The sequence below is a fragment of the Paraburkholderia sediminicola genome (assembly GCF_046030555.1).
Lineage (GTDB): Bacteria > Pseudomonadota > Gammaproteobacteria > Burkholderiales > Burkholderiaceae > Paraburkholderia > Paraburkholderia sediminicola_E.
Map to the genome: position 1 here is coordinate 562,076 of NZ_JAQQCH010000002.1, position 24,174 is coordinate 586,249.

Genomic DNA, 24,174 nt, shown 5'->3' on the forward strand with positions numbered 1-24,174 from the left:
TGGATTTGGAGAGTACTTTGAAATCACGAGAAAATACCGTGAGGATGACGCTCGTCGCTGCGTCCTGCGCCTGGTTGTTCGGCGTGCCGTTCGCCGCTCATGCACAAAGCCGTGTCACCCTGAGCGGCATTATCGACACCGGCATCCTGTACGCGAACAATAGCGGCGGCCATTCCGACTGGTCGACGACGAGTGGGCAATTGACCGCGTCGCGCTGGATCATGACGGGCAGCGAAGACCTGGGCGGCGGCTCGCATGCGATCTTCCGTTTGATGAGCCCGTTCAACATGCAGAACGGGCACGGCACTGGTCGCGCGTTCAATGTGGCATACGTGGGTCTCGCCGATGACCGCTTCGGCACGCTGACGATGGGCCGGCAGTGGGACACGACGATCGACACGGTCTCGGGTTTCGCGACCAACGAAACATGGGCCGGTTATATCGGCGCCCATGTCGGTGATGCGGATAACACCAATGCGAGCTTCAAGGTCAGCAATACCGTCAAATACGCGAGTCCGCAGTTCGCCGGACTGAGCTTCGGCGCGACCTACGGTTTCAGCAATCAGGCAGCGGCCACGGACGGTTCGTCGGGCTTTGCGAACAATCGCATGATGAGCGCGGGCGCCGCTTACGCGCGCGGACCGTTCGCGGCGGGTATCGGCTTTCTGCAGGCGGACCGGCCTGATGCGCAGCCCGCCGGCGCATTGGGCGCGCCGGGTGCAGGCGTGTACGACGACTATGAGAATACGTTTTCGAGCAGCATCGCCAGCACGGCGGGGGTGAAACGGCAGCGGATCTGGCTCGCCGGGGCGTCTTACCAGTTTTTCGGCGCGCTGACATTGGGCGGCATGTACTCGAAAACGCAGTACCGCTATCTGGACGCAACCGCGTTGACGCTCGATAACTACGAGGCGAATCTGACGTGGCAGATTACGCCGTCCTGGGAAACGGGCGTGGCCTACATCCGTACCAATGGACGCTACTCAGGCAGTGGCACGGGTGATGCGGAACCGGGCTGGGATCAGATCAACCTCGGTACCGAGTACGCGATATCGAAGCGCACGACGCTCTATCTGATCGGCGTGGCGCAACAGGGGCGGCATGCTGTGGCGCAGATTTATGGTGTGTGGCCGTCGAGTACGCGCAGGCAACTGGTGGTGACGTCAGGCATTCAGCATCAGTTTTGATTCGATGAGGCGCGGCACGGTGGCGCTGTTCGGCGCCGCGCCGGCTTTTCATGAGTGTCGTCGGGGCCGCTGCAGCCCGTCTGCGGCCCGCGAGCAGTCCTTCACCAGCCCTGAAAACGTTTCCACTCGACGCTGTCGCCACTCGCCGAAACCGCGTGATACTCGGGGAACTGCGCGCCGGTCGCACATGCGTGATTGGGCAGGATGCGCAGCTTCATACCGATCGGAAAGCGCTGCGTGATGTCGTCGACATGCGCGCTTTCTTCCGATGCCGACAGAATCCCGTGCTCCTGATTGGCGCCGCTCACCACATAACCGCCAAGCGGTGTCCCGTTGAGCAGACAGGGCTGGCCGTAGCCGAAATCGTGCGCCTGCTTCGCGGTGCCGCGATCGCGGCTCATTGCCATCCAGCCCGCGTCGAGAATTGCCCAGCCTTTGTCCGCCTGATGGCCGATCACGGTGGCGAGCACACTGAGCGCGATATCTTCAAGCGCGCACACGCCGACGTTGTGCATGACCAGATCGAAGAAAACGTAGACGCCTGCTCGCACTTCGGTCACGCCGTCCAGTTGCCCGGCGGCGAGGGCCGTGGGCGTCGAACCGACGCTGACGGCAGGGCACGGAATGCCGGCGTCGCGCAGTCGTTGCGCCGCGCGCACGCAGCCCGCCCGTTCCTGCTCCGCGAGCGCGGAAAGCGCTTCCGGCGTATCAAGCTCGTAGCTGGACCCCGCGTGGGTCATCACGCCGCCTACCTTGACGCCGTTCTCATGCAGGATCCGGCCGACTTCGAGGAGTGTGTCCTGTTCCGGCGTAATACCGGAGCGGTGGCCGTCCGTGTCCACCTCGATCCACACTTCGAAAGATTCGCCATGCTGGTCCGAAAATGCGGCGATGGCTGCCGCTGCGGTCGGATTGTCGACCACCAGTTTCAGATCGCAACCCTGGCGGCGCAACGCCAGCGCTCGCGGCAGCTTTGAAGGGACGATGCTGACCGCGTAAAGAATGTCGCTGACGCCGGCGGCAAAGAAAGCCTCCGCCTCTTTCAGGGTCGAGACGGTGATGCCGCGCGCACCGGCGGCGATCTGCGCGCGGACCACGTCGATGCATTTGGTGGTCTTGACGTGCGGACGGAATGCAACGCCCAGTGCGTTCATATGGCCCTGCATCCGCGCGATGTTCTTCTGCAACCGGGGGATGTCGATCAGCGCGGCAGGGGTGTCGATGTGCTCGAGTTTCATGCTTTCACCGGGGAATGGAGTGGTGTCAGGTCGGGCCGAAGCGGCTGAGCCATGGGACTAGCGAGTCGAGCGTCGGCGCCTCCATCTCGGGCGGCTGTGCGCCCGCCACCAGCGGCAGACCCACGCGATTGTGCCAGTAGGTTCGCAAGCCGAGCGCGGCCGTGCCGAACATGTCGTAACTGGAGCCGGCCACGAATGCGGCCTCATGGGCGTCAACACCGAGCTTGTCGAGCGCGAGGCGGTAAGGCAGCGGGTCTGGCTTGTACATACCGGCTTCTTCCGCTGTGACGACAGCGTCCCAGTGGATCGGGAAAAGCGCCGCAGCCTGCGTGCCGAGACGGATGGAGCAGTTGGTGACAATCGCCAGTTTGCAATGCGAACTGAGCGCGCGCAGTGTATCGACGGCGCCGCTCCATGGGGAGAGCTTCAGCCAGTTGGCTTCGAGCGCGATTGCTGCCGATTCCGGTAAGCCAACTTCGGCGGCCGCTTCACGCACCAATTGTTCATACGCAATGTATTGGCCGCAGCCGTAGGTCCGGCGCAAATAGGCCGCACGCCATGCGCGGCCCGCGGGTTCTGAACCTGCGGCGTGGTTCCATGACGTCCACGAGTCGAGCAGGGCGGTCAGGAGATCGAAGAGGACCGCTTTGGGGTAGGCGGTCGGAGACGATAGGGAGGTCATGATTTAACCGGCGATGAACGGTGAGAAGCGGTGAGAAGCGGTAAGCCGATTATAAAGTCCAGGTGTTTTCCCGACGTTCAGACAGGCTAACTCTCAAATTCAGTTTGATTGAATCTACCGTGTTTGATTCATGCGACCCGTACGCTATAACGTCTATCTTCTCCACGGCGGTAACGGCCTGAATCTGCCCTGTAAATACTGCATGAAATGCCGCGTACGAGCAGGTAATCCGGCTCGCTGATGTGTCAGCGCGATCACATTGGCATCCGGCGTTTTCCAACCTGGCAGCAGGCGCACAAGCTTTCCCTTCGCGATGTCATCGGCTACATCCCATTCTGAGCGCAGGATCACGCCGCGGCCTTCGCAAGCCCATTGGCGGATCACGTCGCCGTCGTTGCAGCTCAAATGCGGAGAAACGCGCACACTGCGACGCGTGCGGCCTTTGCTGAACTGCCACAGCGAGACATCCTCGTTGTTCTCGCGTAGCACGATGCACGGCAGCTTGCCCAGTTCTTCCGGCGACTCCAGCTGACCAATGCGCTTGAGCAGCGCCGGCGCGGCGCATACGAAGCGTGCATTCGGTGCAATCGCGTAGCCGACCAGATTCGATACCGGTAACTCGCCGATATGCACAACGATGTCGAAACGGTCCATCGTCTCGGTCAAGGGCTGGTCGGATAGCGTCAGCGCCACATCGATATCCGGGTTTTTCTGCTGGAACCCGGCGATGGCGGGCGCCAGGTGACGCCGCCCGAATCCCAGCGGCGCATTGATTTTCAGCGTGCCGACCAGACCGCCCCGGCGGGTCTGCACGTCTTCGAACAGCGAGTCGAACTGCTGGACCAGCTCGGCGCCGCGTTCGCACAGCAGTGCGCCTTCTTCCGTGAACTGCAAACGGCGCGCCGTCCGGTTCACCAGTTGCGTGCCCAGCTTCTTTTCCAGTTGCTGAAGGCGCTGCGTCACCGCCGAGGGCGACAGTCCCAGTTTTCGCGCCGCGGCGATCAGGCTGCCACTTTCGCGGATGGTCAGCAGAAACCGGATATCGGCCGAGTCGTTCATCGTGGCAGGGCCTCGGTTGTTTTTCTCAATGTTTATCCGCCGCTCGAGGGTCGCGCGTAACTCGATACGTAATCGTATTCCTGCGTGTTCACGTGGGTGAGCCGATACTCGACCGGCTGTTCATTGTACGAATACGCAATCCGCTCGACTTCCAGGACGGATGCGCCAGAGGCGAGTTCGAGCAGTCCACTCTCAAGTTCGCTCGCCTGTCCAACGCGCACCCGCTCATCCGTACTCACGACGTTGATGCCGAACGTATCCTGATAGAAGTTGTAAAGCGTGTTCGGACGATTGCGCAGCGCGGCTTCAGTGAGGTCTGGGAAGCGCGCCTGCGGCACCACGATGTTCTCGACGATCACGACCACACCGTGCAGTGCAAGCTGATTCGTGAACTGAAAGACCGGCGCTCCCTCGCTGATTTGCAGGCGCGCCGCGACTTTCTGCGTTGCCTTCGCTTTACGGAAGTTGACGAGGCTCACAGTGGGGTAGGTCTTGTCCCCATCGTTGCGCACGATGCGAAAGAAGCGGAAGAAATGCCGATCGCGCTGGTGCATCGCGACGAACGTGCCAAGGCCCTGGTGCCGAATGAGGATGTTTTCAGCGCACAGTTCGTCGATAGCCTTGCGCAGTGTGCCGATCGAGACGCCAAAGCGCTCTGCGAGACGCCGCTCCGCCGGAATCGCTTCGCCACCCTTCCATTCGTGCGCCGCGAGGGCGGCCAGCAGCGCGCTCTTCACTTCCTTGTACCGCGTGCCGCCAACAGCGGCCGGCGTTTCCGTCATGGTGCTCATGGTTCTCCCTGAATTCTTCTGAAGCGCGTTGACGCGATTTTACGGCAATAAGCCATTCATGTAACACATATAGATGACCTAGTTGACATGGATGAATTTGACGCCTAGGATGACTTCAACACAACGCAGCGGCGACATGAGATTCGCCGCCCGGCACGCACTGGCCACTTATCGAACTCAACCAGGAGACGCAGATGAGTCACGCAGCAGCAGAAACGAATGGCGCCGCGAGCACGACGGCTGACACGGGCGAACGCAAGACGATCCATATCGTGTTGCATGAGGCCAGAGACACGGTGGGTGTGGCGGTTGTCGAAGGGATTCAGGCAGGAACGCAACTCAACGCGTGGATCATGGACGAAGACGAGATCGTGACCGTGGCCGCGAAGCAGGACATCCCGATCGGCCACAAGGTGGCGCTCAAGGACATGGCCGTCGGCGACACGGTGTTCAAGTACGGCGTCGATATCGGCAAGGTGGTCGCGCCGATCGCAGCGGGCGAGCACGCCCATGTGCACAACATCAAGACAAAGCGCTGGTAAGCCGCGTGCCCCAGGCAGCAAACAAGATTTCGCTTTCCCATATCGAGAGAGACACCATGAGCGTCATTGAACTGGATACGACTTTCCGCGGCTATCGCCGCAGCAACGGCCGTGTGGGCGTACGCAATCACGTGATCATCCTGCCGGTCGACGATCTGTCGAACGCGGCGGCGCAAGCGGTCGAGAACAACATCAAGGGCACGATGGCGCTGCCGCATCCGTATGGCCGTTTGCAGTTCGGTGCGGACCTAGACCTGCACTTTCGCACGCTGATCGGCGCGGGCAGCAACCCGAACGTCGCGGCGGTCGTTGTGATCGGCATCGAGGAAGGCTGGACCAAGCGCGTGGTCGACGGCATCGCTGCGTCGGGCAAGCCGGTCATGGGCTTCGGCATCGAACTGCATGGCGACCACGACACGATCATGCGGGCGTCGAAAGCAGCGAAGGAGATGGTGCAATATGCGACCGCGCTGGAGCGCGAAGAGTGCCCGATCAGCGACCTGTGGGTGTCGACGAAATGCGGCGAGTCGGACACCACCTCCGGCTGCGGGGCGAACCCCACCGTCGGTAATGCGTTCGACAAGTTGTACGGGCTCGGCACCACGCTCGTGTTCGGCGAGACCTCGGAGTTGACGGGCGGCGAGCAGATTGTCGCCGCGCGCTGTGCGAACGACGGCGTGCGCGAGCGCTTCCAGTTCATGTTCGATCGCTACCAGGACATGATCAATCGCTGGAAGACCGACGACCTGTCGGAGTCGCAGCCCACCAAGGGCAACATTGCGGGCGGCCTCACGACCATCGAGGAAAAGGCGCTCGGCAACATCCAGAAGATCGGCAAGAAATGCATGGTCGACGGCGTGCTCGACAAGGCCGAAATGCCGACGCATCCGGGTCTCTGGTTCATGGATTCGTCGTCCGCAGCAGCCGAGATGGTCACGCTGTGCGCGGCCTCGGGTTTCGCGGTTCACTTTTTCCCGACAGGCCAGGGCAACGTGATCGGCAACGCGATCGTGCCGGTCATCAAGATCTGCGCGAACCCACGCACCGTGCGCACGATGAGTGAGCATATCGATGTGGACGTATCCGGCATCCTGCAACGCGAGCAAAACCTCGACCAGTCCGGCGACCGCCTGCTCGAATGCATGCTCGCCACAGCGAACGGCCGCTGGACTTCGGCGGAAACGCTCGGCCATCGTGAATTCGTGCTGACGCGGCTGTTCGAAAGCGCTTGATCCGCCGCAAGCACAAACGCAGCACAGCATCACTGCATCACCGTATCACCGATAGAAGCAGCAGGGCAAAACGAAGTCCCCGTCCGGTGCGCGCCGGCACGACATCGTTCGACGAAGCGGGCGTGCCGTACGGCGCGCCCGTCTATCTTCTGGCAGCAGCGAGTGGAGGAGACACCATCTTGCGCGTGCTCAAGCATCTCTATGTGCAGGTCCTGATCGGACTTGCGGCCGGCATTCTCGTCGGTCATTTCGCGCCGTCGCTCGGCGTTCAGTTCAAGCCGCTCGGCGACACTTTCATCCGCCTGATCAAGATGTTGATCACGCTCCTGATCTTCTGCACGGTGTCGGTTGGCATCGCGCGTATGGAGAACCTCAAGCAGGTCGGGCGCGTGGGCTTCAAGACGATCCTCTATTTCGAAGTCGTAACGACGATCGCGCTCGTCATCGGGCTCGGGGTCGCGAACCTCGTGCATCCGGGCGCGGGACTGAACATCGATCCCGCGACACTTGACGCGAGCGGCGTGTCGCGCTTTGTGAGCGAAGCGCATACGCAGTCGCAAGCGAGTTTCCTCGATCAGATCGTGCCGAATTCGGTCGTCGGCGCGTTCGCGCGCGGCGATCTGTTGCAGGTATTGCTGTTTTCGGTGTTGTTCGGGATCGCGCTGTCGATCATGTCCGGGCGCAGCCGGATTCTTCAGCGTGGCATCGAGCAGTTCGGTGACGTGCTGATGCGGATCGTCGAGATGATCATGCGGCTCGCGCCGCTCGGTGCCTTCGGCGCGATCGCGTTCACGGTTGGCAAGTACGGCATCGCGAGTCTGCAGCAGCTCGGCCTGCTGATCCTGTGCTTCTACATTACGAGCATCCTGTTCGTCGTGATCGTGCTGGGGACGGCATGCCGCTGGGCAGGCGTGGGTCTCTGGCCACTCCTTAAATACCTGCGCGAAGAACTGCTGATCGTACTCGGCACCTCGACCACCGAATCCGTGCTGCCGCGCCTGATGGAGAAACTCGAACGGCTCGGCTGTCCGAAGTCGGTCGTCGGTCTCGTGCTGCCAACCGGCTATTCATTCAACCTGGATGGCGCCGCGATTTACCTCACGATGACCTCGCTCTTCATCGCGCAGGCGACCAACACGCACCTCACATTGATGCAGCAGATCGGGTTGCTGGCGATCCTGATGCTGACCTCGAAGGGCGGGGCGGGGGTGGCCGGTGCGGCGCTGGTTGCGCTGACGGCGACGCTGTCCACCCACAACATCATTCCGGTGGCGGGCATCACGCTCATCATCGGCATCGACCGCGTGCTGAACGAAGTGCGCGCGATCGTGAACATGATAGGCAATGCGGTGGCGACGTTAGTGGTCGCGCGCTGGGAAGGCGTGTTCGATGTCGAGACGGCGCGTGCCGTGCTTGCGTCGCCGCGCAACGAAGCGCTACAGGACAGCATGGATGAGGTGGACGGCAAGATGATGCCGCTGTCCTCGCGTCAGGCGATGCGTGAGAGTCACAAATGAGCGATTCGAACCTGCGATACGTTGCGGCCGATGAACTGGGCCAACTCGCTCGCGCGGCCTTGCTGGGGGCGGGCGCGACGCCTGCGACGGCCGATGCGGCGACGCGCTCGCTCGTCTACGCTGACATGCGCGGGCTCGCGTCGCACGGCGTTGCGCGCCTGCCGATGTACGTCGCGCAATTGCGCAACGGCCGTGTCGATCCGGTGGCCGTGCCGGGCATCGTACGCGACAAGGGCGCGGCCTTTCTGATCGACGCGGCCGACGGCCTCGCCTTCGCGGCCTGCGAACTGGCGATTGCGACCGGCATCGAGCGGGCACGGCAGTTTGGGACGGCAGCGGCGAGCATTGTGCGCAGTCATCATTTTGGCGCGGGGGCGTATCACCTCGAAGCGATCGGCGCGGCCGGGCTCGTCGGGCTCGCATTCAGCAATGCGCCTGCGTCGATGCCGGCCTGGGGCGGCAAGAAACCGCTGTTCGGCACGAACCCGATCGCGGCCGTCTTTCCTCGTTCGAAGGGCCGGCCGCTCACTATCGACCTGTCGCTATCGCAGGTGGCGCGCGGCAAGATCATGGTTGCGGCGAGAGACGGCAAGCCGATCCCGCAGGGTTGGGCAACCACCGCGGACGGCCAGCCGACCACCAATGCGCAGGCCGCGCTCGACGGCATGATGCTGCCGTTCGGCGGCGCCAAAGGGGCCATGCTCGCGCTGATGGTTGAATTGCTGGCTGCCGCGTTATCTGGAGCGCAGTTTGGGGCGGAGGCCGGGTCGTTTCTCACCGCCGAGGGCGCGCGTTCGCGCGTCGGGCATCTTTTCTGGATCATCGACCCGGCTGCGCTCGCGGGCACCGCGATATACGAGGCGCGGATCGAGACGCTGATTGACCTGATGCTCATGGACGACGGTGTGCGTCTGCCAGGCTATCGGCGAGATGAAGTGGCCGAGGCTGCCGCGCGTGACGGCATCGGCATACCGGCAACGCTGCTTGCGCAACTGGAGGTGCTTGCCAGAGCCGCAAGTTAAACTGACGCTTCCGTAACGAAGCCGACAGCCTGACTAGCATGCCGAACGATCCCGCTTCCCAGCCAGCCGAAGACCCGCAACACAGGGCCCTGAAACAGGGGGTATTTCTGCACACGGGGTGGCGCAGCGCCGGAACATGGATCTGGTCACGCCTGCGCGCGCTCGATTCCGTGACCGGATTCTACGAACCGTTCAGCAACGTGCTCGCTGATCTGAGCCTCGCCGACGTTTCCGCGTCCCGTCCGACCTTGACCTCTGGACATCCCCCGCTTGCCAAGCCGTATTTCGAAGAGTACCGGCCGTTTCTGCAAGAGGGCACGCGCGGCGTAGCCGGATACCGGAAACGCTTCGGTACCGATCGATTTTCGCCTGTGCCGGATGTGGAATTTCCCGCGCTGCAGGCTTATTTGACCCATCTGTGCGAGCGGACCGCCGCGCAAGGCAGCGTACCCGTCTTCAAATTTTGCCGTTCGTCTGGACGCTTGCCGTGGCTCAAGCGCGCCTTCCCGCACGCCATGCATGCGGCTGTGTTGCGAAATCCCGCCTCGCAGTTTGCCTCGGGGTGGCTGCTTAATCAGCAATGGAGCAATCCGTTCTTCGTGGCCGCACCGTTTCGCGTGCTGGGCCTGAATCAGTCGGAGCCGCTGGTCCGGCAGGCTATCGAAATCTGCGGCGTCAGCCTGCCGCCTGCTGCACCGGCGTCGGATGACGCCTACGCCATGGCCTGCGAGCAGTACGCGCGCACGGCGGAGAGCAACAACGCGTACCGGGCGTTCGTCGCGTTGTGGATTCTCTGTGTGTTGCGGATGACGGATGGCGTCGACCTGATGATCGACGTCGACCGGTTGGGACAGTCGCGCGACTATGCGGCCGGATTGCGTGCCGAGTTCCTGGCGCGGAGTGGATTGTCGCCTGACTTCGGCAACGCACGCGATCTGGTCGAGGAAACGCGTCGCAGCGCGGCGCGCATGGCCGGGATCGACGGCCGCTCGATGCGCGCCATTCATTCCGCGGCGTTGAAATTCCTCAAGACGCAGGGCGGTGCGGACGCTGATTTTGTGGAACTCATTCGGCAGAAGATGGTGCTGGCCAACGAATTGACCGAGCAGTGGCACTGAACGTTCGGCAGGCACGCGGCGATACGAATCGCCGGCGTACTGGTGCGCAACGTGATGGCATCGCACCGCTCGAGGCGGTCTTTCCCCGAATACCCCGTTTCTTACGTTTCGCCGACCCCGGCGGCCAATACAGTTGCCACGCAAAAAACAATACAGTGAGGCGCGGTTTTATTGCGCTGTATCGGGAATATGACTGGCACCGTCGATACAGTTGGCGGGTCTTGATGAAGCCTGCCGGCTTGCGACCTTTCCCGAACACGAGGTAACGAAATGAATGCAGTGAACGAACAAGCGAAGCTGTCGGTGCAGCAACTGGGCCATTACATCGGCGGCGCGCCGGTTGCGTCGGCTAGCGGCCGCTTCAAGGACGTGTTCAATCCCGCTACCGGCCAGGTGACCGGTTCGGTCGCTCTGGCGTCGGTCGAGGAAGTGGACGCAGCGGTTAAAGCCGCCAAGGCCGCCTTTCCCGCCTGGAGCGAAACCGCGCCGATCAAGCGCGCACGCATTCTGTTCAAGTTCAAGGAACTGCTGAACAAACATCACGACGAACTCGCCATGCTGATCACGCGCGAACACGGCAAGGTGTTCACGGACGCGCAAGGCGAAGTGGTGCGCGGTATCGAAGTCGTCGAGTTCGCTTGCGGCATTCCGAATCTGCTGAAGACCGATTTCACCGATCAGATCGGCGGCGGCATCGACAACTGGAATCTGCGTCAGGCGCTAGGCGTGGTGGCGGGGATTACGCCGTTCAATTTCCCGGTGATGGTGCCGATGTGGATGTTCCCGGTTGCGCTCGCCTGCGGTAACACGTTCGTGCTGAAGCCGTCGGAGCGTGACCCGTCGGCGTCGTTGCGCATTGCTGAACTGCTGAAGGAAGCCGGTTTGCCCGATGGCGTGTTCAACGTCGTGAACGGCGACAAAGTGGCCGTGGACGCGCTGATCGAACACCCGGACGTCGCGGCGCTGTCGTTTGTCGGGTCCACGCCGATCGCCGAATACATCTATACGGAAGCGTCGAAGCGCGGCAAGCGCGTGCAGGCGCTTGGCGGCGCGAAGAACCATCTGGTGGTGATGCCGGATGCCGACCTGGACCAGGCTGTCGATGCATTGATCGGCGCCGCCTACGGTTCGGCAGGCGAGCGCTGCATGGCGATCTCGGTCGCGGTGGCGGTCGGCAATGTCGCCGATGAACTGATCGAGCGTCTGGTACCGCGCGTGAAGTCGCTGGTGATCAAGAACGGCGAGAACCTCGACGCCGAAATGGGTCCGTTGGTTACCGCGGAACATAAGGCCAAGGTGGCTGGCTATATCGACTCGGGCGTGGCGGAAGGCGCGAAACTGATCGTCGATGGCCGTGCACATCCGGTCGTGAACGAAGACGGTTTCTTCATCGGCGGGTCGCTATTCGACCAGGTCGGCACGGAGATGAAGATTTACAAGGAAGAGATCTTTGGCCCGGTGCTGGCGGTGGTTCGTGTGCCCGATTTCGCGAGTGCGGTCAAACTGATCAATGCGCACGAGTTTGGCAATGGCGTGTCGCTCTTCACGTCGGATGGCGGCGTGGCGCGCGCGTTTGGCAGGCAGATTCAGGTGGGCATGGTCGGCATCAATGTGCCGATTCCGGTGCCGATGGCATGGCATTCGTTTGGCGGCTGGAAGCGTTCGCTGTTCGGCGATCACCATGCATATGGCGAAGAGGGCGTGCGTTTCTATACGCGCTACAAGAGCATCATGCAGCGTTGGCCGGATAGTATCGCGAAGGGCGCTGAGTTCACGATGCCGGTCGCGAAGTAAGCCCGCAACTTTACGTATCGCCCGGTGCGTAACCGCATGCTGAGTGTGTGGCAGGGGTGTAACCTCAGGGCTTGCACCCTTGTGCCGATTGTTGAATGGTCATCACGACAGCGATATGTCATTCTGTATCGGTCCAGTTGCCGCATCGCACGGCACCATGCGCTTGCTCATGGTGCATAGGTGAACTCCCACTGTCGGTAGCTCTGCGCCACGGCAAATGCTATCTGATTCGTCGTGAGTCCGGCCACCTTGACTGGTTTTCGCAGGGACATGCTGCGTACCCCCATCACGCCGCCGTCGGGCGCAGGAATCGGCGAGAACGCCTGTCCCGTTATCGGATCGGGATAGAGCCTGCGCAAATAGCGGCGTATCACAGGATAGCGTGGGTCGCGCAGCAGATCGTCGAGTTTCTCCGGGTAGCGTTTGGCTCCGATTGGCGTGCTCTGCCAGTACTGCCGGATCGCGTTCTGATACAGATTGCCGGTATACAGCAATTCTGCTTCCCGAGCGCGCTGGTTTGACTTCGCCACATCCTCCAGCAGCTTGCCAAGACCGAGCGTGATGAACAGTACCATCAGCAGTGCCCAGAAATAGGCTACGCCTCGCTGACGCCCTAAGCTGGAGAAACTTCTCACCACGAGTCGTATTCCGTGCCGTCGAGCGCTTTGCCTCGCGCGCCACTTTTCACATCAACAACAGTTTTGTCGTCTTCATCGGCACCCGGCACCGGCACCCAACTGTCGGAGCGGTTGGTCACCGGGTCCACCGGCAGCGCCCGCAGATAGTGCCGCTCGGTTAGCGCGGAGAGGTTTTCCGGGTACTTGCCAGTGTCGCTGTAATACTCGTCCAGCGCCCGGCGCAAGACCGATAGATTTGCTTTCAACGCCGCTTCCTTTGCGCGGTCGGTCTGGTGAACATAGCGCGGCGCGACGATCGAGAGCAGCGTCGCCACGATGGCGAGCACCACCAGCAATTCAATCAGCGTGAAGCCACGATTCTGCTTTTGCGGGACCATCTACTCTTCACCATTCTCGATACGGGACGCCATTGGTTCCCTTCCGGTCACTCAACGAAGATACGTCGTACACGTCGCCACTGTCTTGCGGATCGTCAGCTTCGCTGGAGTAGCTGCGCTTACCCTAGCTGTCTTGAGCGGGCCCAGACAGCGCCGGATTCATCGGATCGCGCGGCACGCGGCGCAGGAAGTAAATCTTCCTACCTTTCGGGTCGCGCTTATCTGCCACGCCGGTTACTAGTTCGTCCAGTGACCGTGGATAACCGGTCGAATCGATCGAACGCGCAATCCGGCCTTCGTCGCCCGCCAGTTTGTAGGCATCGATCGCGGTCCGGATTTCTCGTAACGACTGTTTTAGTTCGCGTTCCTTCTCACGCTGTTCATGCAATTTGACGAACGGTGTCGCAACCGAAGCAATGACCGCCACCAACGCGACAGTGACGATCATTTCGATCAGGGTAAAGCCGGAATCCAGAGGCTTCTGTTTCATCTCACGGGGAAACGACGATCTGTTTGGGGAGGGCCACCGTACTGGCCATCTGCGCGTGGCTTTCTTTCTCCACCCTCAGGTTCTGCAATGACAGATTGACTGGCCCATTCGACGGGTGATCCGCCTGAAACGTGATCATTGCGAGCGAGCCATCGGCTGTCGCCTTACCGATCGAAATATGAAGACTGTTGCCTTCCTGCTTCGCATCGAGCGCTACGCCCGCACGCGGTTCAACCTTGAGCAGCTGGATATCGGGCTGGTCCAGCACGAGATCGAGTTCCGCTTTTTCAAAGCCGGGGCCATTGGCGAGCAGATTGACGGTAAAGCCGGTTTTTGATGTGACCTGTGAGGGCACGGCCAGATCGAAACGGACAGCGTCCGCCCGATTCTGCGGGTTTGGCGAGGCGCCCAGAGCCGACGCGGCGGTGGGTGACGCGATCGTGGCGGCGCCCGGTCCAGATGCCGGCGGCGCGGTGACTGCGGCATCCGCCGCCGAAGCCGCCGGAGGAGTTAGGCTATCCGAATCGCTGTACTGTGCCGCAGGCGTTAGCCGTAGTGGCCGGGTCGACACCTGCTCGGCGGTTCCGCTTGGGAATACCTGCGCGTAGGAGTTCGGCATCGCCAGCGAACGTGCCACATGCGGCGTAATCAGCAAAACGATTTCCGAGCGGGTATTGCTGTCGCTATCGTTAGAAAATAATCGCCCGAGCATCGGGATTTTTCCCAAGCCAGGAATATGGGTGCCGGATTCCTGGCTGTCAGTTTTGATCAATCCTGCCAGCGCCTGGGTTTCACCTTCGTGCAGTCGCAGTACCGTATTCGCGTTGCGCGTACCGATCTGGTATGCAAGCAGGCCGGTGGCGGAAGAGCGGACTTCCTTGACAATATTGCTTACCTCTAGCGCGACTCGCATCGTCACATCATTGTCGACGTGAATTTCAGGCTCCACTTCTAACTTCAGGCCAACATCAAGATAGCTGACCGATTCGGTGATCGCATTGGAAGTCTGGTTCACGGTAGATGTGATCACGGGCACCTTGTCACCGATCAGCACACTGGCCTTTTCCCGATTGAGCACGCGGATGCGCGGGTTGGCCAGCATGTGCGTATTGCTGCTGGTCTGACGCAGGTTCAGGACCGCGAGCGGGTCGGGAAAGGTCAACGGGAAGCTATTTTTGTTCAGGCCTTTCAGCTGATCGATGGTCAGACTGGCAGGTACGCCCGCCGGTCCAACGAGGCTCGCGCTGACAGTGTTCGGAAACTGAATGCCCAGGTTGAGTAGATCGTTGGAATTGACCTCCAGCACTTCCACATCGAGAATCACCTCCGGACTGGCAATGTCATAGAGATCGAGCAGCCGAACAATGGTGTCCTGGACCGATTCGGTATCACGCACCACCAACATTTTCAGTCGGTCATCCACGTATATCGACTTCGGCGCTACCACTGTGCGCAGCATCTCCTGGACTTTCTTTGGATCGGCGCTGTTCAGGTAATAGGACCGGACGACCAGGTCGTCATACCGCTTTCTTTTCTCATCGGTGGCCGGGTAGATAAGAATTGTGCTGTCGTTCAGAACCTTCCTGTCGAGTTGCGAGGTCTGCAGAATCAGGTTCAACGCATCGATGACCGTTGTGTTCCTTGCGTAGATGGTGGCGCGTAGCTCAGGACTCACGTCCTTATCCAGCACGAAGCCGATGCCGGATGTCTGCGTCAGGATCGAAAGAATGGAGCGGATGTCGACATCCTTCAGTTCGAGCGTAACCGGGGTCTGCAACGACTGGTTCAGGGCCGGCAGCACCATTGCGGTACGTGTGTATTGCGCGTCGATCTGCTGCAACATCTGGCGTGCTGGCGCATGGCTGGAGTTCTCCGACAGGATCGCATTCAGCAATTGCCTGGCCGTGGCCGCATCACCCTTGCCGAGCGCGGACCTGGCCTCTTCCAGTTCTGTCTTTTCGCGTTGCTCACGTGCGATCAACGCAACGCCACGCAATGCTTCCGTATTCTGCTGGTCGTAGCGCGATATGTCCTGATACGCTGCGAGCGCTTCGTCGGCGTAGCCGTTATAGCGAGCTGCTGCCGCCTTTTGCATCAGTGATTGCACTTGACGATCGCGCTGGGTAATGAACTTCATCCGGTACTGTTCAGGATTTTCCAGCGACGCCTTCTGCATTCGCCCTAAGCCTTCGCCGACCTTGCCTTCCTTGAGCAGCGTGTTCCCATCGCGCCAGTCGTTGTAGCCGGCACAACCGCCGACGCCGGACACGACTGCACCAATGCACAGCGCAAGTGCCAGCCGCTGCGCATGACTGAGTGCGTGCGCGCACACACTCCGATTGCAAAACCACTCGTTGCTCATCCGTCTACCTGTTAGTCGGTCTTTTGCTCTTGTACGGGTTGGCTCGCGAGAAAACGTTGGCCGACCTGAACCGTTGCCACACTACCTGGATGGGGATCAGGGCTGCCTCCCATCGCAACCTGCCGTGTTTCCCCTGTTTGCAAGTGATGCAGCGTGACTTCCGTTGTCGAAATTGCTTGAATGCGCCAACTGCCGTTGAGCACGTCGCCTGCGCTCAAGACGACCGGATCGCCGTTCGATGCGAAAAATACCTGTACTTTGCCGTCCTTGATCATGCGGCCCAGATACACCACATCCGGCTGCATCAGCGCGGCTGGGATGGGAGGCAACGGAGGCGTCGGATTCACGTCTGGTTTAAACCCGGACGGCGGAAGAGGGGGCAATCCCGATGCCTGCGGAACAATAGTTTTGGGTGCCATGGGCTCGGGCAGCAGCGGTCGGTTCCACGGCCGCTCCTCTTGATGCGCGATCTTCGCCGCAGTGATCTGCTGCCCCGTCGCAGCCGATATCCGCGCGACGACAGGTAGAGGCAGCTCGACAGGTTCAGGACGGAGTAGCAGGACGCCGGACCCCACTACCGTCGCTACCAGTAGCAATTGCACGGGGGGTGAAACAGTCAGTCTCATGCGGAGGCCTTCGTGCGCAACTGGTAATACAGATTGACGTCCAGCTTCTGCTCGACCTTGGTGGCGCCGTCTGTGCTCTTTGCAAACGCGAGACGCGCGACCGACAGGTTCGGAATGGCGTTCAGCGTTGTTTGCAAGAACCTGCGCTGCTGCGCTTCGTCTCCTCTTATGTCCATACGCAGAATCAGCTTCTTGATTGGCAGCGCAGGTATCTGTTCGTAACGGTAATCAATGCGCGTGATGACGACGCTGCTTTTGTCCGCCAGCAAGCTCAACTCGCGAAGCTGTTCTGAATACTTTTCAAATTCGGGCAGGGACGCCGTAAATTCATGCGTCAGATCGCGCAGTGCTGACGGCTGCGTGGCTGAGCGCGGCCTTGTCGGTTTCAGAGCCATGTGCTGGGCTAGCCGCAATGTCATCTGCCGCGTTTCTGCGCGCAGTGGCCAATCTATCGTGCCGATCAGCGTTGCCCATAAGACCAACAAGCCCATTGCAGTGGTGTGTTGCCACTCCATCCGGTTCAAGACGCATGCGAGGCACCAGGAGATTTTTTGCCGAAGCATTTTCCCGTTCACGGTCGCCCCCATTCTGCTACCAGTGAAAACGAAATGCTACGAGGGAGGGCAGTGGGCAGTCCCGGAAGCGCGGAGCCGTTGGTGTGCGGCATGCCGGTGTCGTCGTTTCTCGTCTGGCTGATTAGTTGCACCGAGGACCACGCCTGGTCGCCCTGCAGCGCCGAGATCAGATCGAACACGTCTTGGGCCTGGTTCGCCACACCACTGATGTGCACGCGCCGGATCGCGCCGGCGTCAGGTTCCAGCGTGAGTAGGTCAAGGCCGGGTTTGGTCACCTGTTGCAGGCTGTCTAGCACTTCGGTCCACGGATAGCGCATCTCCGCAAACACCTGGTTGAGTGCGGCAGGTGGCGGAGAGGAAACCCGATGCTCGCGGGCCGCTGCACGGTGAAACGCTTCTTGCGCTTGCTCGACCACGTGTTCACGCCGCTTTAGCAGGTCGTGCCGCCACCACAATGCATGGATGCAGCCAGCCAGCGCGAGGACGCAGACGATCGAACACGGTTGAGTCCACCCAAGCCGCTGGGCAAAATTCCAGTACAGACGTGCCATTCAGAAGACCCCGCAGAGTGCGTATGCGAAGCGCGCGTCATCGTCAGGTGCCAAGCCTTGCAGAGTCAGGTCACCGTTTGCCGGCATTGTCAGGTTCCGTGCCGGGAAAGCGAGTGTCACCCCGCCCGGAATGGCCGGTGTCCGCTCGCCGGAGAAGGGCTGCACGGATAGTGAAGTGACGTGCCCGTGGTCATACGTCACACGCAGCAGACGCTGTTCTTCAATGAGCGCTAGTACGCCTGAATCGTTTTTCACACGGACAAAAAAGCGGTCCCAGACTGCGCTCAACGCCGGTGCAATGCGCCGGGTGCGGCACTGATGGCGCGATGCGAACGCAGTGATCTCTCTTATGACTTCGCTTGGGATCAGCGCCGCCAATAGCGGCCGGCCGAACGAGAGCGGTGCCAGGCGCATCTGGTACGCAGAAAACGGAATTTCACTTGCCGTGGACTGCTGCGCGAATAGCGCGGTCGCCAGCGTATGGCAGAACGATCGGCTCGAGAGGCGTTCGTCCCATGGCAGCAGCAGATAGCGCACATGGTCGATACCGATGACCCATTCGATCGAACTCTGGAACGGATGCGCGTGCAACCATGAGCGTAGAACCCTGGTGGCCGTCAAGGCTGCCCTTCGGCGCGCGTTGCGCGGCCTTGACGGGGTTGGCGTGGGGTTGATGCGCGAAGGCGTGCGCGGTTCTGGCGCAGTGGGACACGACGGCCGGTTCCGCCGGGTTTGCCGTCGCGCTGCGCGCGCCGTCAAACCTGGCGGGCGATAGCAACGTTATCCATCCGGCCAGGTGTCGTTAAACGAACCGGCAACATGACTTGTTTCGAGATACGAAGTAATGGAAACTCGCGTCTGGAAAAAGTTCTGCTGCCGGCGCGGGTGATATGGAGGAAAACCTTGCTGGATAAGGGAAGGCGGCCCGTGTGAGGGAAGTTCGCGTCAAGGCGAACAGAACTGGGGCTGTACTATTACAAGGCGCGGATGTACTCGCCGGCGCTGGGGAGGTTCTTGCAGACAGACCCCATCGGTACGACGGACGATCTGAACCGGTATGCGTATGTGGGGAATAACCCGATCAACTTTACGGATCCGACGGAGATGATTGCGCCGTCCGGGTTTGCGTCGAAGAGCAGTGCGCCGGCTGCTACCGTCAGTGCTCCGGTTCAGGTGGCCGCCAGTGTGCCGAAGCTTGACGCGTCGTCGTTCGCCATGCCGAAGCCGGAGGTGGGGGATGCGATTCAGGTTGCCGGTATGCCCTTTAACGGTACGCCGGGATCGTGGGCATCGAGTATGCCGGGGAAGATGCCGCAGTTGCGTATGTACGGCCCGAACGGGACTACGCTAACGGACATCGACTTCGAGACCCATCACGGAAACGCTAATCCACACGCTCATAATTGGACCGGTACCAGCCGTGACAACGGGTGGCTTGTTTCGGTACTACCTTGGTAATGAAAAATGGAAGATTCAACGCTGACGAAATGGAATAATTTCCACGACTGGTACCTAGATCGCCTAATCCTTGGACCAAATCAAGAACCTCGCAAACTGGTCCTTGGTCTTTATCTTGGGAGCGAGCGCGTGGACGTGACGTTCGAAGGGGTAACTTGTTTCAATCTCGAATGCCTTGGTCTGTTGAACATCGTATACAGCATCAAAATCATTGAAGCGGCTGACAAAAATTACGAGGCCGTGAGTGCTGCCTTGAACAAGGGCGAACGGCTTTCGACACGTAAAGGGGCGAAGGTCGCGTTCATGTACTCCAGCCTCGGTGCCGAGCTTGCCATCGAGTTTGATTCACTTCGGATCGAATCAGCTTGACATGGTGTGGGGCGGTAACGATCAACGGTAGGTGATGAAGACGAGGGCCGCTAACGCGGCCCTTTGTTATTCGGTCATCCGTGATCGGGCATGATGGTAAGTCATGCGTAGCGGTAGTCGATACTGAAGCTGACGCGTTCGCCGGGTTTGAAGCCGGCGAACGCGAGCCAGTGGTCGGCGATTTGAATCCACGGGAAATATGGCTGTCCGTCTGGTTGCGTGGGCCCTGGATCAGGGGTGTTTCGCAGGATGCCGCTGCGATGCTCGTACTCGCGCTGAAGAGGTTTACGGGTCTTGCGGGGTTGTGCTTTCAGACCGCGCCTATCCAGTACTGGCACGCATGCCGACTGGGAACAGGAGTGTGGCCTCATAGCCGTCTCTGCTATGCCGATTGCCGCGTTGCGCGCAGCGCCCCTCAAACCCCAGCCGACGTATCCTCTTCCGCTTCATTCAGCACGGCATTCTGTACTGCCGTGACGGGACTGACATAAGGCGGCGCCTGACGCGGGTCGTCAATGCTGTAGCGCAAACGCCCCGCCTCGACATACACGCGCAACTGACGATACTTGACCAGATACATCAAGCCGACGACCGCCGCGGCGAAGCCCGATGCAGCGCCGACGCCGAGCGCCCAACGCGGGCCGAAGCGATCCGCGATCCAACCCACCACCGGCGCGCCGAGCGGCGTGCCGCCTAGCGCGATGGCCAGCAGGATCGCGATGACCCGGCCACGCATGGCCGGCTCGGTGGAGATTTGCACAAGGCTGTTCGTCGACGTGTTGAACGTCTGCGTCGCTACGCCAACCACCACGAGTGCCAAGCCGAACAATACGTAGTTCGGCATTAACGAGGCGACCGTGCAGCCCACGCCAAAAACCGCCGCTGCGCCGAGCAGAAGAGCCATGCGAGGTTTCGCTCTGCGTGCGGAGAGCAGCGCACCGGTTACCGAACCGATTGCCATGGTCGAGCTCAGTACCCCATATTGACTCGCACCCGCATGAAAGGCGGTGACCGACATGGTCGAGATGAAGATCGGGAAGTTCAGCCCGAACGTACCGATCAGAAACATCATCAACAGCGCGGCTTTCAGATCGGGGCGCGTCCACACATACTTGAAGCCTTCCACGAAGCTGCCGCGCGTGCGTGTCGCACGTGGTTTCACATTCAGTTCGCTGATGCGCAGCATGCGCAGCGAACCGAGCACGGCGACGAAAGAGAGCCCGTTGATCAGAAACACCCAGCCGGTGCCCACCGAGGCGATCAACAGCCCTGCGACAGCAGGCCCGATCATGCGCGCCGCGTTGAACGAGGTGGAGTTCAGCGCGACCGCGTTCGACAGATCGGCTTCTCCCACCAGATCGGAGACAAAGGTCTGACGCGCCGGCGAATCGAACGCGGTGACGCAGCCGAGCAACCCCGCGAACACATAGACCTGCCATAGCTGCACAAGGCCGGTGACGGTGAGAAGCCCGAGGCCCAGCGCCAGGGTGCCCATCGCCGCCTGGGTGACGAACAGCAGCTTGCGGCGGTCGAAATGATCGGCCGCATAACCGGTTAGAGGCAGCAGGAGCAATTGCGGCCCGAACTGCAGCGACATCACAATGCCGACGGACGTTGCATTGTGATGTGTGAGTTCCGTGAGCACGAGCCAGTCCTGCGCCGTGCGCTGCATCCATGTCCCGATGTTGGAGACAATCGCGCCGCTGGCCCAGACCCGGTAGTTGAACGTGCGCAGCGAACGGAATGTGCCACTCATCGGGATATCCCCGTGTGGACGATCCGCGCCGTGCAGCGGTTCAAACGAGTGGTCATGCGTGCGATTTCCCGAGCAGGTCGAGGACGTCCTGTGTCGTACCGGTTTCGCCGAGGCGCGGGAAGATTCGCGTGATGCTGTTCGTGTGAGCGTCGGGGTTCATGTCCGTCATCGCGTCGATCGCGAACGAGATATTGAAGCCGAGTTCGTGTGCGAAACGCGCGGTGGACTCGACGCCGATGCTGGTGGCCACGCCGACGAGCACTACCTGCGTGACGCCTTGCTGGCGCAGATATGCTTCGAGATCCGTGTTCGTGAACGCGCCCCAGGTGCGCTTGGTCACCAGATGATCCGACGGCTGCTGATTCAGTTCAGGAACGAGGTCTGCAAAGCCGGCGGGGAAGTCCCCGGTGGGACGCGACTGTTCCGCGCGGCCCGGTGCGCCGCCTGCAACATTGACCAGCACCACCGGCAGACCATGACGGCGAAACGCCTCGGCCAAACTGGCGGAGCGTTTGACGATCTCGCTGGTGGGGTGGGCGGTGGGCAGTGCGACGATGCCTTGCTGCAAATCGATGACGACCAATGCGGTCTTTGCGTCGAGCGTGGTGAGAGCCATGGTGTTTTCCTGAGCGTTACGAATCGATGAGGCGTTTGAGCAAGTCGACGCCAATCGCGAGTTGTTTCTGTTCAGCGGCGGAGAAGCGGGTCTGCATGGTACGGAACAGCCAGTCTTCGCGTGCCGCGCGGCTTGCCTTGATCTTCTTGCGGAAAGTGGGCGTGAGGGAGAGCACGGTTTGCCGCCCGTCGTTCGGATCCGGTGCGCCGCTCACGAGTCCGGCAGCTTTCAGAATCGAAAGCGTCTCGCCCATGGATTGCGGACGCATACCGTGGATGCGCGCGAGCGTGGTGACCGTTGCCGGGCCTTCGCGTTCCAGCAGGATGAGAACCTGCACCTGCGACGGCGTGAAATCGCCCACATGCGCTTCTTCGCGCAACCGGCGGCGCAATTTGCCGACAAGTACGCGCAAGTCTTCCGCCGTTGCATGCAGGGCGTCGGAATCAGAGGAGGCGCGTGGGGGCTGAGTGTCGTCGCTGGACATACCGGCAGATGTGAAGGTTACCTTCGTAGGTTACCTTCACATCTGCCGGGAGTCAAGTTGACGGAGTTGTCCGCGGAATGCGGGATGAACCGCGCATTCCGGGTTTGGCTTGAGAGATCGAGTTGAAGCGTGGCGCGCGGCGACGCGCCTTTTAGAACTTGTGGCGAAGGGCCACGCGCGCCACGACCTGATTCTGCGTCGACGAAGGAGACTGCACGCCGGGGATGAATGCGTCGTCGAGAATCGAGTTGGTCGAACTGCCGGCGACCTTCTGATATTCGCCCTGAATGTAGACGTCCGTGCGTTTTGACAGGTTGTAGTCCGCCATCAGGCCGACGGAATGGATCTTGGGTTTGACGCTGCCTGTCGAGGCGTCGTAGGTCTCCATTGTGTAGACATATTGGGCACCGACAAAGAATGCGGGAGTGATCTGATATTTGCCGTTCACTTCGAAGTTCTGGTATTTCAGCGTATTCAGCAGGACGCCGTTGGCCGCGAGCGGGATGCCGATATAGCCGTTGCCGGTGGGGTCTTTGTAATTGGAGTTGGTGTACGCGAAGCCGACGGTAGCTGAGCCGAACGTGTAGTTGATGCCGCCGCCGAACACGCGCATGCGTCCGGCGATGAAGCTTGCGTCGTTCGCGGTGATTGCGCCGTTCGAACCGACGCCGGGATTATTTGCCTGCAAATAGGCTGCGGCGACTAGCAGACCACCGTTTGCGTATTGAGCACCGAAGCTGTACTGACGGTTGTTGGCGAAATTCGTATCGTTGCTGAAGCTATACGTGCCACCGAACTGGAACCCCGAGATATCCGGACTGGCGTATTTGATGGTGTTATCGACCCGGAACGAGTTATCGGTGTTGTCGTTGTCGTACGGGTGAGCAAACAGATAGCCGGCCCAGTTGCCGTTGGCGGTGGTTTGCGCGAGGTAGTCCACCACCGAGTCGTATTGACGGCCTAGCGTAACGGAGCCGAAGCGATCGCTGCTCAGACCCACATAGGCTTGCCTGCCGAACATGCGGCCGCCCTGATTGAGCCGACCGGAATTCAGATCGAAGCCGTTTTCGAGTTGAAAGATGGCTTTGAGACCACCGCCGAGATCTTCCGAGCCTTTCAAGCCCCAGCGGCTGCCCTGTGCGTAACCGCTTGCGAGCTCTACGACGCTACCGTGCCCGACGTTATTGGTGTAGTCGATACCTTCATCGATGACCCCGTACAGCGTCACGCTGCTCTGTGCGAAAGCGGGGGATGCGGCGCCTAGCAGGGCGAGGGCGATGACTTTCTTTTTCATAAGATCTCCAGAATGTATTGGGCAAGTGACCGACGCATGATTTTCCGGCCAATACTTTTTGCAAAGCGAGGAATTCTGATGGCATCAATCGGAAACACCGATGGAGCAAGCACTGGAGAAGTCCAACCGAATCCCGGACCGTTTGCTATCCGAATGATTTAAAGGGATGAAGAGAGAATGCACGAGACAAGGCAACGCGAAGCGAGGTGCGGCGCACCGCACCGCACTGCACTGCAGCGAAATGAGTCAAGAGAGGAAAGAACCGAAGCAGACGGTTAAGAAATACGCATCGGCGCGCGCAGCGCCGCCGGAAGGATGATGCCCTTGTCACTGACACCGAATGTGCGAGGGCACGGATTCCAGATGCACCACTACCGCAACTGCGCGGGGGACCCA

At 60.7% G+C, this 24,174-nt stretch carries 25 protein-coding genes; 9 read left to right on the top strand and 16 right to left on the bottom strand.

The features are described from left to right. The first annotated feature begins 17 nt into the window (after positions 1–17). The gene (locus PQQ52_RS05685; protein WP_408207664.1) at positions 18–1,187 is read left to right on the top strand and encodes a porin; all 1,170 of its coding nucleotides are present in this window, start codon (positions 18–20) and stop codon (positions 1,185–1,187) included. A gap of 101 nt (positions 1,188–1,288) precedes the next feature. On the opposite strand, the gene PQQ52_RS05690 is transcribed toward PQQ52_RS05685, so the two are convergent. The 4 genes from PQQ52_RS05690 to PQQ52_RS05705 form a co-directional block, all read right to left on the bottom strand. Then, positions 1,289–2,425 (bottom strand): DSD1 family PLP-dependent enzyme, encoded by a 1,137-nt coding sequence (locus PQQ52_RS05690; RefSeq protein ID WP_408207666.1) that lies wholly within the window; start codon positions 2,423–2,425, stop codon positions 1,289–1,291. A 25-nt stretch (positions 2,426–2,450) separates the two neighbouring features. After that, positions 2,451–3,107: an HAD family hydrolase gene (locus PQQ52_RS05695; protein ID WP_408207668.1), complete on the bottom strand. Its 657-nt coding sequence runs from the start codon at positions 3,105–3,107 to the stop codon at positions 2,451–2,453. A 153-nt stretch (positions 3,108–3,260) separates the two neighbouring features. Further along, positions 3,261–4,166 (bottom strand): LysR family transcriptional regulator, encoded by a 906-nt coding sequence (locus PQQ52_RS05700; RefSeq protein WP_408207670.1) that lies wholly within the window; start codon positions 4,164–4,166, stop codon positions 3,261–3,263. Between the two features lie 32 nt (positions 4,167–4,198). Continuing rightward, the gene (locus PQQ52_RS05705; RefSeq protein WP_408207672.1) at positions 4,199–4,957 is read right to left on the bottom strand and encodes a GntR family transcriptional regulator; all 759 of its coding nucleotides are present in this window, start codon (positions 4,955–4,957) and stop codon (positions 4,199–4,201) included. Between the two features lie 272 nt (positions 4,958–5,229). Between PQQ52_RS05705 and PQQ52_RS05710 the strand changes: the two genes are divergently transcribed. From PQQ52_RS05710 to PQQ52_RS05735, 6 genes are all read left to right on the top strand, one after another. After that, positions 5,230–5,499 carry a UxaA family hydrolase gene (locus PQQ52_RS05710; protein ID WP_408207753.1) on the top strand — a complete coding sequence of 90 codons (270 nt, stop codon included), beginning with the start codon at positions 5,230–5,232 and terminating at the stop codon, positions 5,497–5,499. A 56-nt stretch (positions 5,500–5,555) separates the two neighbouring features. After that, positions 5,556–6,731, top strand: coding sequence for a UxaA family hydrolase (locus PQQ52_RS05715; RefSeq protein ID WP_408207673.1), 1,176 nt, complete (start codon positions 5,556–5,558; stop codon positions 6,729–6,731). A gap of 179 nt (positions 6,732–6,910) precedes the next feature. Beyond that, on the top strand, positions 6,911–8,248 hold the full coding sequence (dctA, locus tag PQQ52_RS05720; protein ID WP_408207755.1) for a C4-dicarboxylate transporter DctA: 1,338 nt from the start codon (positions 6,911–6,913) through the stop codon (positions 8,246–8,248). Beyond that, positions 8,245–9,270: an Ldh family oxidoreductase gene (locus PQQ52_RS05725; protein WP_408207674.1), complete on the top strand. Its 1,026-nt coding sequence runs from the start codon at positions 8,245–8,247 to the stop codon at positions 9,268–9,270. Before dctA ends, PQQ52_RS05725 begins: the two co-directional genes overlap by 4 nt. Before the next feature lie 38 nt (positions 9,271–9,308). After that, positions 9,309–10,388, top strand: a complete 1,080-nt coding sequence (locus PQQ52_RS05730) for a hypothetical protein (protein WP_408207676.1) — start codon at positions 9,309–9,311, stop codon at positions 10,386–10,388. Between the two features lie 270 nt (positions 10,389–10,658). Next, positions 10,659–12,182, top strand: coding sequence for a CoA-acylating methylmalonate-semialdehyde dehydrogenase (locus PQQ52_RS05735; RefSeq protein ID WP_408207678.1), 1,524 nt, complete (start codon positions 10,659–10,661; stop codon positions 12,180–12,182). A 167-nt stretch (positions 12,183–12,349) separates the two neighbouring features. Here the strand turns inward: PQQ52_RS05735 and PQQ52_RS05740 are convergent, their stop codons facing one another. From PQQ52_RS05740 to PQQ52_RS05775, 8 genes are all read right to left on the bottom strand, one after another. After that, a complete protein-coding gene (locus PQQ52_RS05740; RefSeq protein ID WP_408207680.1) occupies positions 12,350–12,757 on the bottom strand; it encodes a type II secretion system protein in 408 nt (135 codons plus the stop codon). Between the two features lie 56 nt (positions 12,758–12,813). Next, complete coding sequence (locus PQQ52_RS05745) at positions 12,814–13,197, bottom strand: type II secretion system protein (protein WP_408207682.1); 384 nt, start codon at positions 13,195–13,197, stop codon at positions 12,814–12,816. A gap of 124 nt (positions 13,198–13,321) precedes the next feature. Next, on the bottom strand, positions 13,322–13,687 hold the full coding sequence (locus tag PQQ52_RS05750; protein WP_408207684.1) for a type II secretion system protein: 366 nt from the start codon (positions 13,685–13,687) through the stop codon (positions 13,322–13,324). A gap of 1 nt (position 13,688) precedes the next feature. Then, positions 13,689–16,049 (bottom strand): secretin GspD/PilQ domain-containing protein, encoded by a 2,361-nt coding sequence (locus PQQ52_RS05755; RefSeq protein WP_408207686.1) that lies wholly within the window; start codon positions 16,047–16,049, stop codon positions 13,689–13,691. A gap of 11 nt (positions 16,050–16,060) precedes the next feature. Then, entirely contained in the window at positions 16,061–16,675 is a 615-nt protein-coding gene (locus PQQ52_RS05760) for a hypothetical protein (protein WP_408207688.1), read from the bottom strand. Continuing rightward, positions 16,672–17,250 carry a hypothetical protein gene (locus PQQ52_RS05765; RefSeq protein WP_408207690.1) on the bottom strand — a complete coding sequence of 193 codons (579 nt, stop codon included), beginning with the start codon at positions 17,248–17,250 and terminating at the stop codon, positions 16,672–16,674. Before PQQ52_RS05765 ends, PQQ52_RS05760 begins: the two co-directional genes overlap by 4 nt. Next, the gene (locus PQQ52_RS05770; RefSeq protein ID WP_408207692.1) at positions 17,247–17,801 is read right to left on the bottom strand and encodes a PilN domain-containing protein; all 555 of its coding nucleotides are present in this window, start codon (positions 17,799–17,801) and stop codon (positions 17,247–17,249) included. The genes PQQ52_RS05765 and PQQ52_RS05770 overlap by 4 nt, the downstream gene beginning before the upstream one ends. After that, positions 17,802–18,422, bottom strand: coding sequence for a hypothetical protein (locus PQQ52_RS05775; protein WP_408207694.1), 621 nt, complete (start codon positions 18,420–18,422; stop codon positions 17,802–17,804). It abuts the gene before it with no gap. A 339-nt stretch (positions 18,423–18,761) separates the two neighbouring features. Between PQQ52_RS05775 and PQQ52_RS05780 the strand changes: the two genes are divergently transcribed. Together PQQ52_RS05780 and PQQ52_RS05785 are read left to right on the top strand one after the other, a co-directional pair. Then, positions 18,762–19,259: an RHS repeat-associated core domain-containing protein gene (locus tag PQQ52_RS05780; protein ID WP_408207758.1), complete on the top strand. Its 498-nt coding sequence runs from the start codon at positions 18,762–18,764 to the stop codon at positions 19,257–19,259. 6 nt (positions 19,260–19,265) lie between these two features. Continuing rightward, positions 19,266–19,628: a hypothetical protein gene (locus PQQ52_RS05785; RefSeq protein WP_408207696.1), complete on the top strand. Its 363-nt coding sequence runs from the start codon at positions 19,266–19,268 to the stop codon at positions 19,626–19,628. Between the two features lie 415 nt (positions 19,629–20,043). Here PQQ52_RS05785 and PQQ52_RS05790 read toward each other — a convergent pair whose 3' ends face one another. From PQQ52_RS05790 to PQQ52_RS05805, 4 genes are all read right to left on the bottom strand, one after another. Continuing rightward, complete coding sequence (locus PQQ52_RS05790; RefSeq protein WP_408207698.1) at positions 20,044–21,384, bottom strand: MFS transporter; 1,341 nt, start codon at positions 21,382–21,384, stop codon at positions 20,044–20,046. A gap of 52 nt (positions 21,385–21,436) precedes the next feature. Continuing rightward, positions 21,437–22,000, bottom strand: coding sequence for an isochorismatase family protein (locus tag PQQ52_RS05795; RefSeq protein WP_408207700.1), 564 nt, complete (start codon positions 21,998–22,000; stop codon positions 21,437–21,439). Between the two features lie 16 nt (positions 22,001–22,016). Next, positions 22,017–22,484, bottom strand: a complete 468-nt coding sequence (locus tag PQQ52_RS05800; RefSeq protein ID WP_408207702.1) for a MarR family winged helix-turn-helix transcriptional regulator — start codon at positions 22,482–22,484, stop codon at positions 22,017–22,019. Positions 22,485–22,635: 151 nt separating this feature from the next. Beyond that, the gene (locus PQQ52_RS05805) at positions 22,636–23,778 is read right to left on the bottom strand and encodes a porin (protein ID WP_408207704.1); all 1,143 of its coding nucleotides are present in this window, start codon (positions 23,776–23,778) and stop codon (positions 22,636–22,638) included. Positions 23,779–24,174: the final 396 nt, after the last annotated feature.

Excerpts from the sequence above, each read along its gene's own strand:
- PQQ52_RS05695 (WP_408207668.1), bottom strand. The coding sequence starts at position 3,107 with ATGACCTCCCTATCGTCTCCGACCGCCTACCCCAAAGCGGTCCTCTTC.
- PQQ52_RS05735 (WP_408207678.1), top strand. The coding sequence starts at position 10,659 with ATGAATGCAGTGAACGAACAAGCGAAGCTGTCGGTGCAGCAACTGGGC.
- PQQ52_RS05805 (WP_408207704.1), bottom strand. The coding sequence starts at position 23,778 with ATGAAAAAGAAAGTCATCGCCCTCGCCCTGCTAGGCGCCGCATCCCCC.
- PQQ52_RS05715 (WP_408207673.1), top strand. The coding sequence starts at position 5,556 with ATGAGCGTCATTGAACTGGATACGACTTTCCGCGGCTATCGCCGCAGC.
- PQQ52_RS05790 (WP_408207698.1), bottom strand. The coding sequence starts at position 21,384 with ATGAGTGGCACATTCCGTTCGCTGCGCACGTTCAACTACCGGGTCTGG.
- PQQ52_RS05785 (WP_408207696.1), top strand. The coding sequence starts at position 19,266 with ATGGAAGATTCAACGCTGACGAAATGGAATAATTTCCACGACTGGTAC.
- PQQ52_RS05745 (WP_408207682.1), bottom strand. The coding sequence starts at position 13,197 with ATGGTCCCGCAAAAGCAGAATCGTGGCTTCACGCTGATTGAATTGCTG.
- PQQ52_RS05760 (WP_408207688.1), bottom strand. The coding sequence starts at position 16,675 with ATGAGACTGACTGTTTCACCCCCCGTGCAATTGCTACTGGTAGCGACG.
- PQQ52_RS05705 (WP_408207672.1), bottom strand. The coding sequence starts at position 4,957 with ATGAGCACCATGACGGAAACGCCGGCCGCTGTTGGCGGCACGCGGTAC.
- PQQ52_RS05750 (WP_408207684.1), bottom strand. The coding sequence starts at position 13,687 with ATGAAACAGAAGCCTCTGGATTCCGGCTTTACCCTGATCGAAATGATC.
- PQQ52_RS05740 (WP_408207680.1), bottom strand. The coding sequence starts at position 12,757 with ATGGTACTGTTCATCACGCTCGGTCTTGGCAAGCTGCTGGAGGATGTG.
- PQQ52_RS05725 (WP_408207674.1), top strand. The coding sequence starts at position 8,245 with ATGAGCGATTCGAACCTGCGATACGTTGCGGCCGATGAACTGGGCCAA.
- PQQ52_RS05690 (WP_408207666.1), bottom strand. The coding sequence starts at position 2,425 with ATGAAACTCGAGCACATCGACACCCCTGCCGCGCTGATCGACATCCCC.
- PQQ52_RS05730 (WP_408207676.1), top strand. The coding sequence starts at position 9,309 with ATGCCGAACGATCCCGCTTCCCAGCCAGCCGAAGACCCGCAACACAGG.
- PQQ52_RS05770 (WP_408207692.1), bottom strand. The coding sequence starts at position 17,801 with ATGGCACGTCTGTACTGGAATTTTGCCCAGCGGCTTGGGTGGACTCAA.
- PQQ52_RS05795 (WP_408207700.1), bottom strand. The coding sequence starts at position 22,000 with ATGGCTCTCACCACGCTCGACGCAAAGACCGCATTGGTCGTCATCGAT.
- PQQ52_RS05800 (WP_408207702.1), bottom strand. The coding sequence starts at position 22,484 with ATGTCCAGCGACGACACTCAGCCCCCACGCGCCTCCTCTGATTCCGAC.
- PQQ52_RS05755 (WP_408207686.1), bottom strand. The coding sequence starts at position 16,049 with ATGAGCAACGAGTGGTTTTGCAATCGGAGTGTGTGCGCGCACGCACTC.
- PQQ52_RS05700 (WP_408207670.1), bottom strand. The coding sequence starts at position 4,166 with ATGAACGACTCGGCCGATATCCGGTTTCTGCTGACCATCCGCGAAAGT.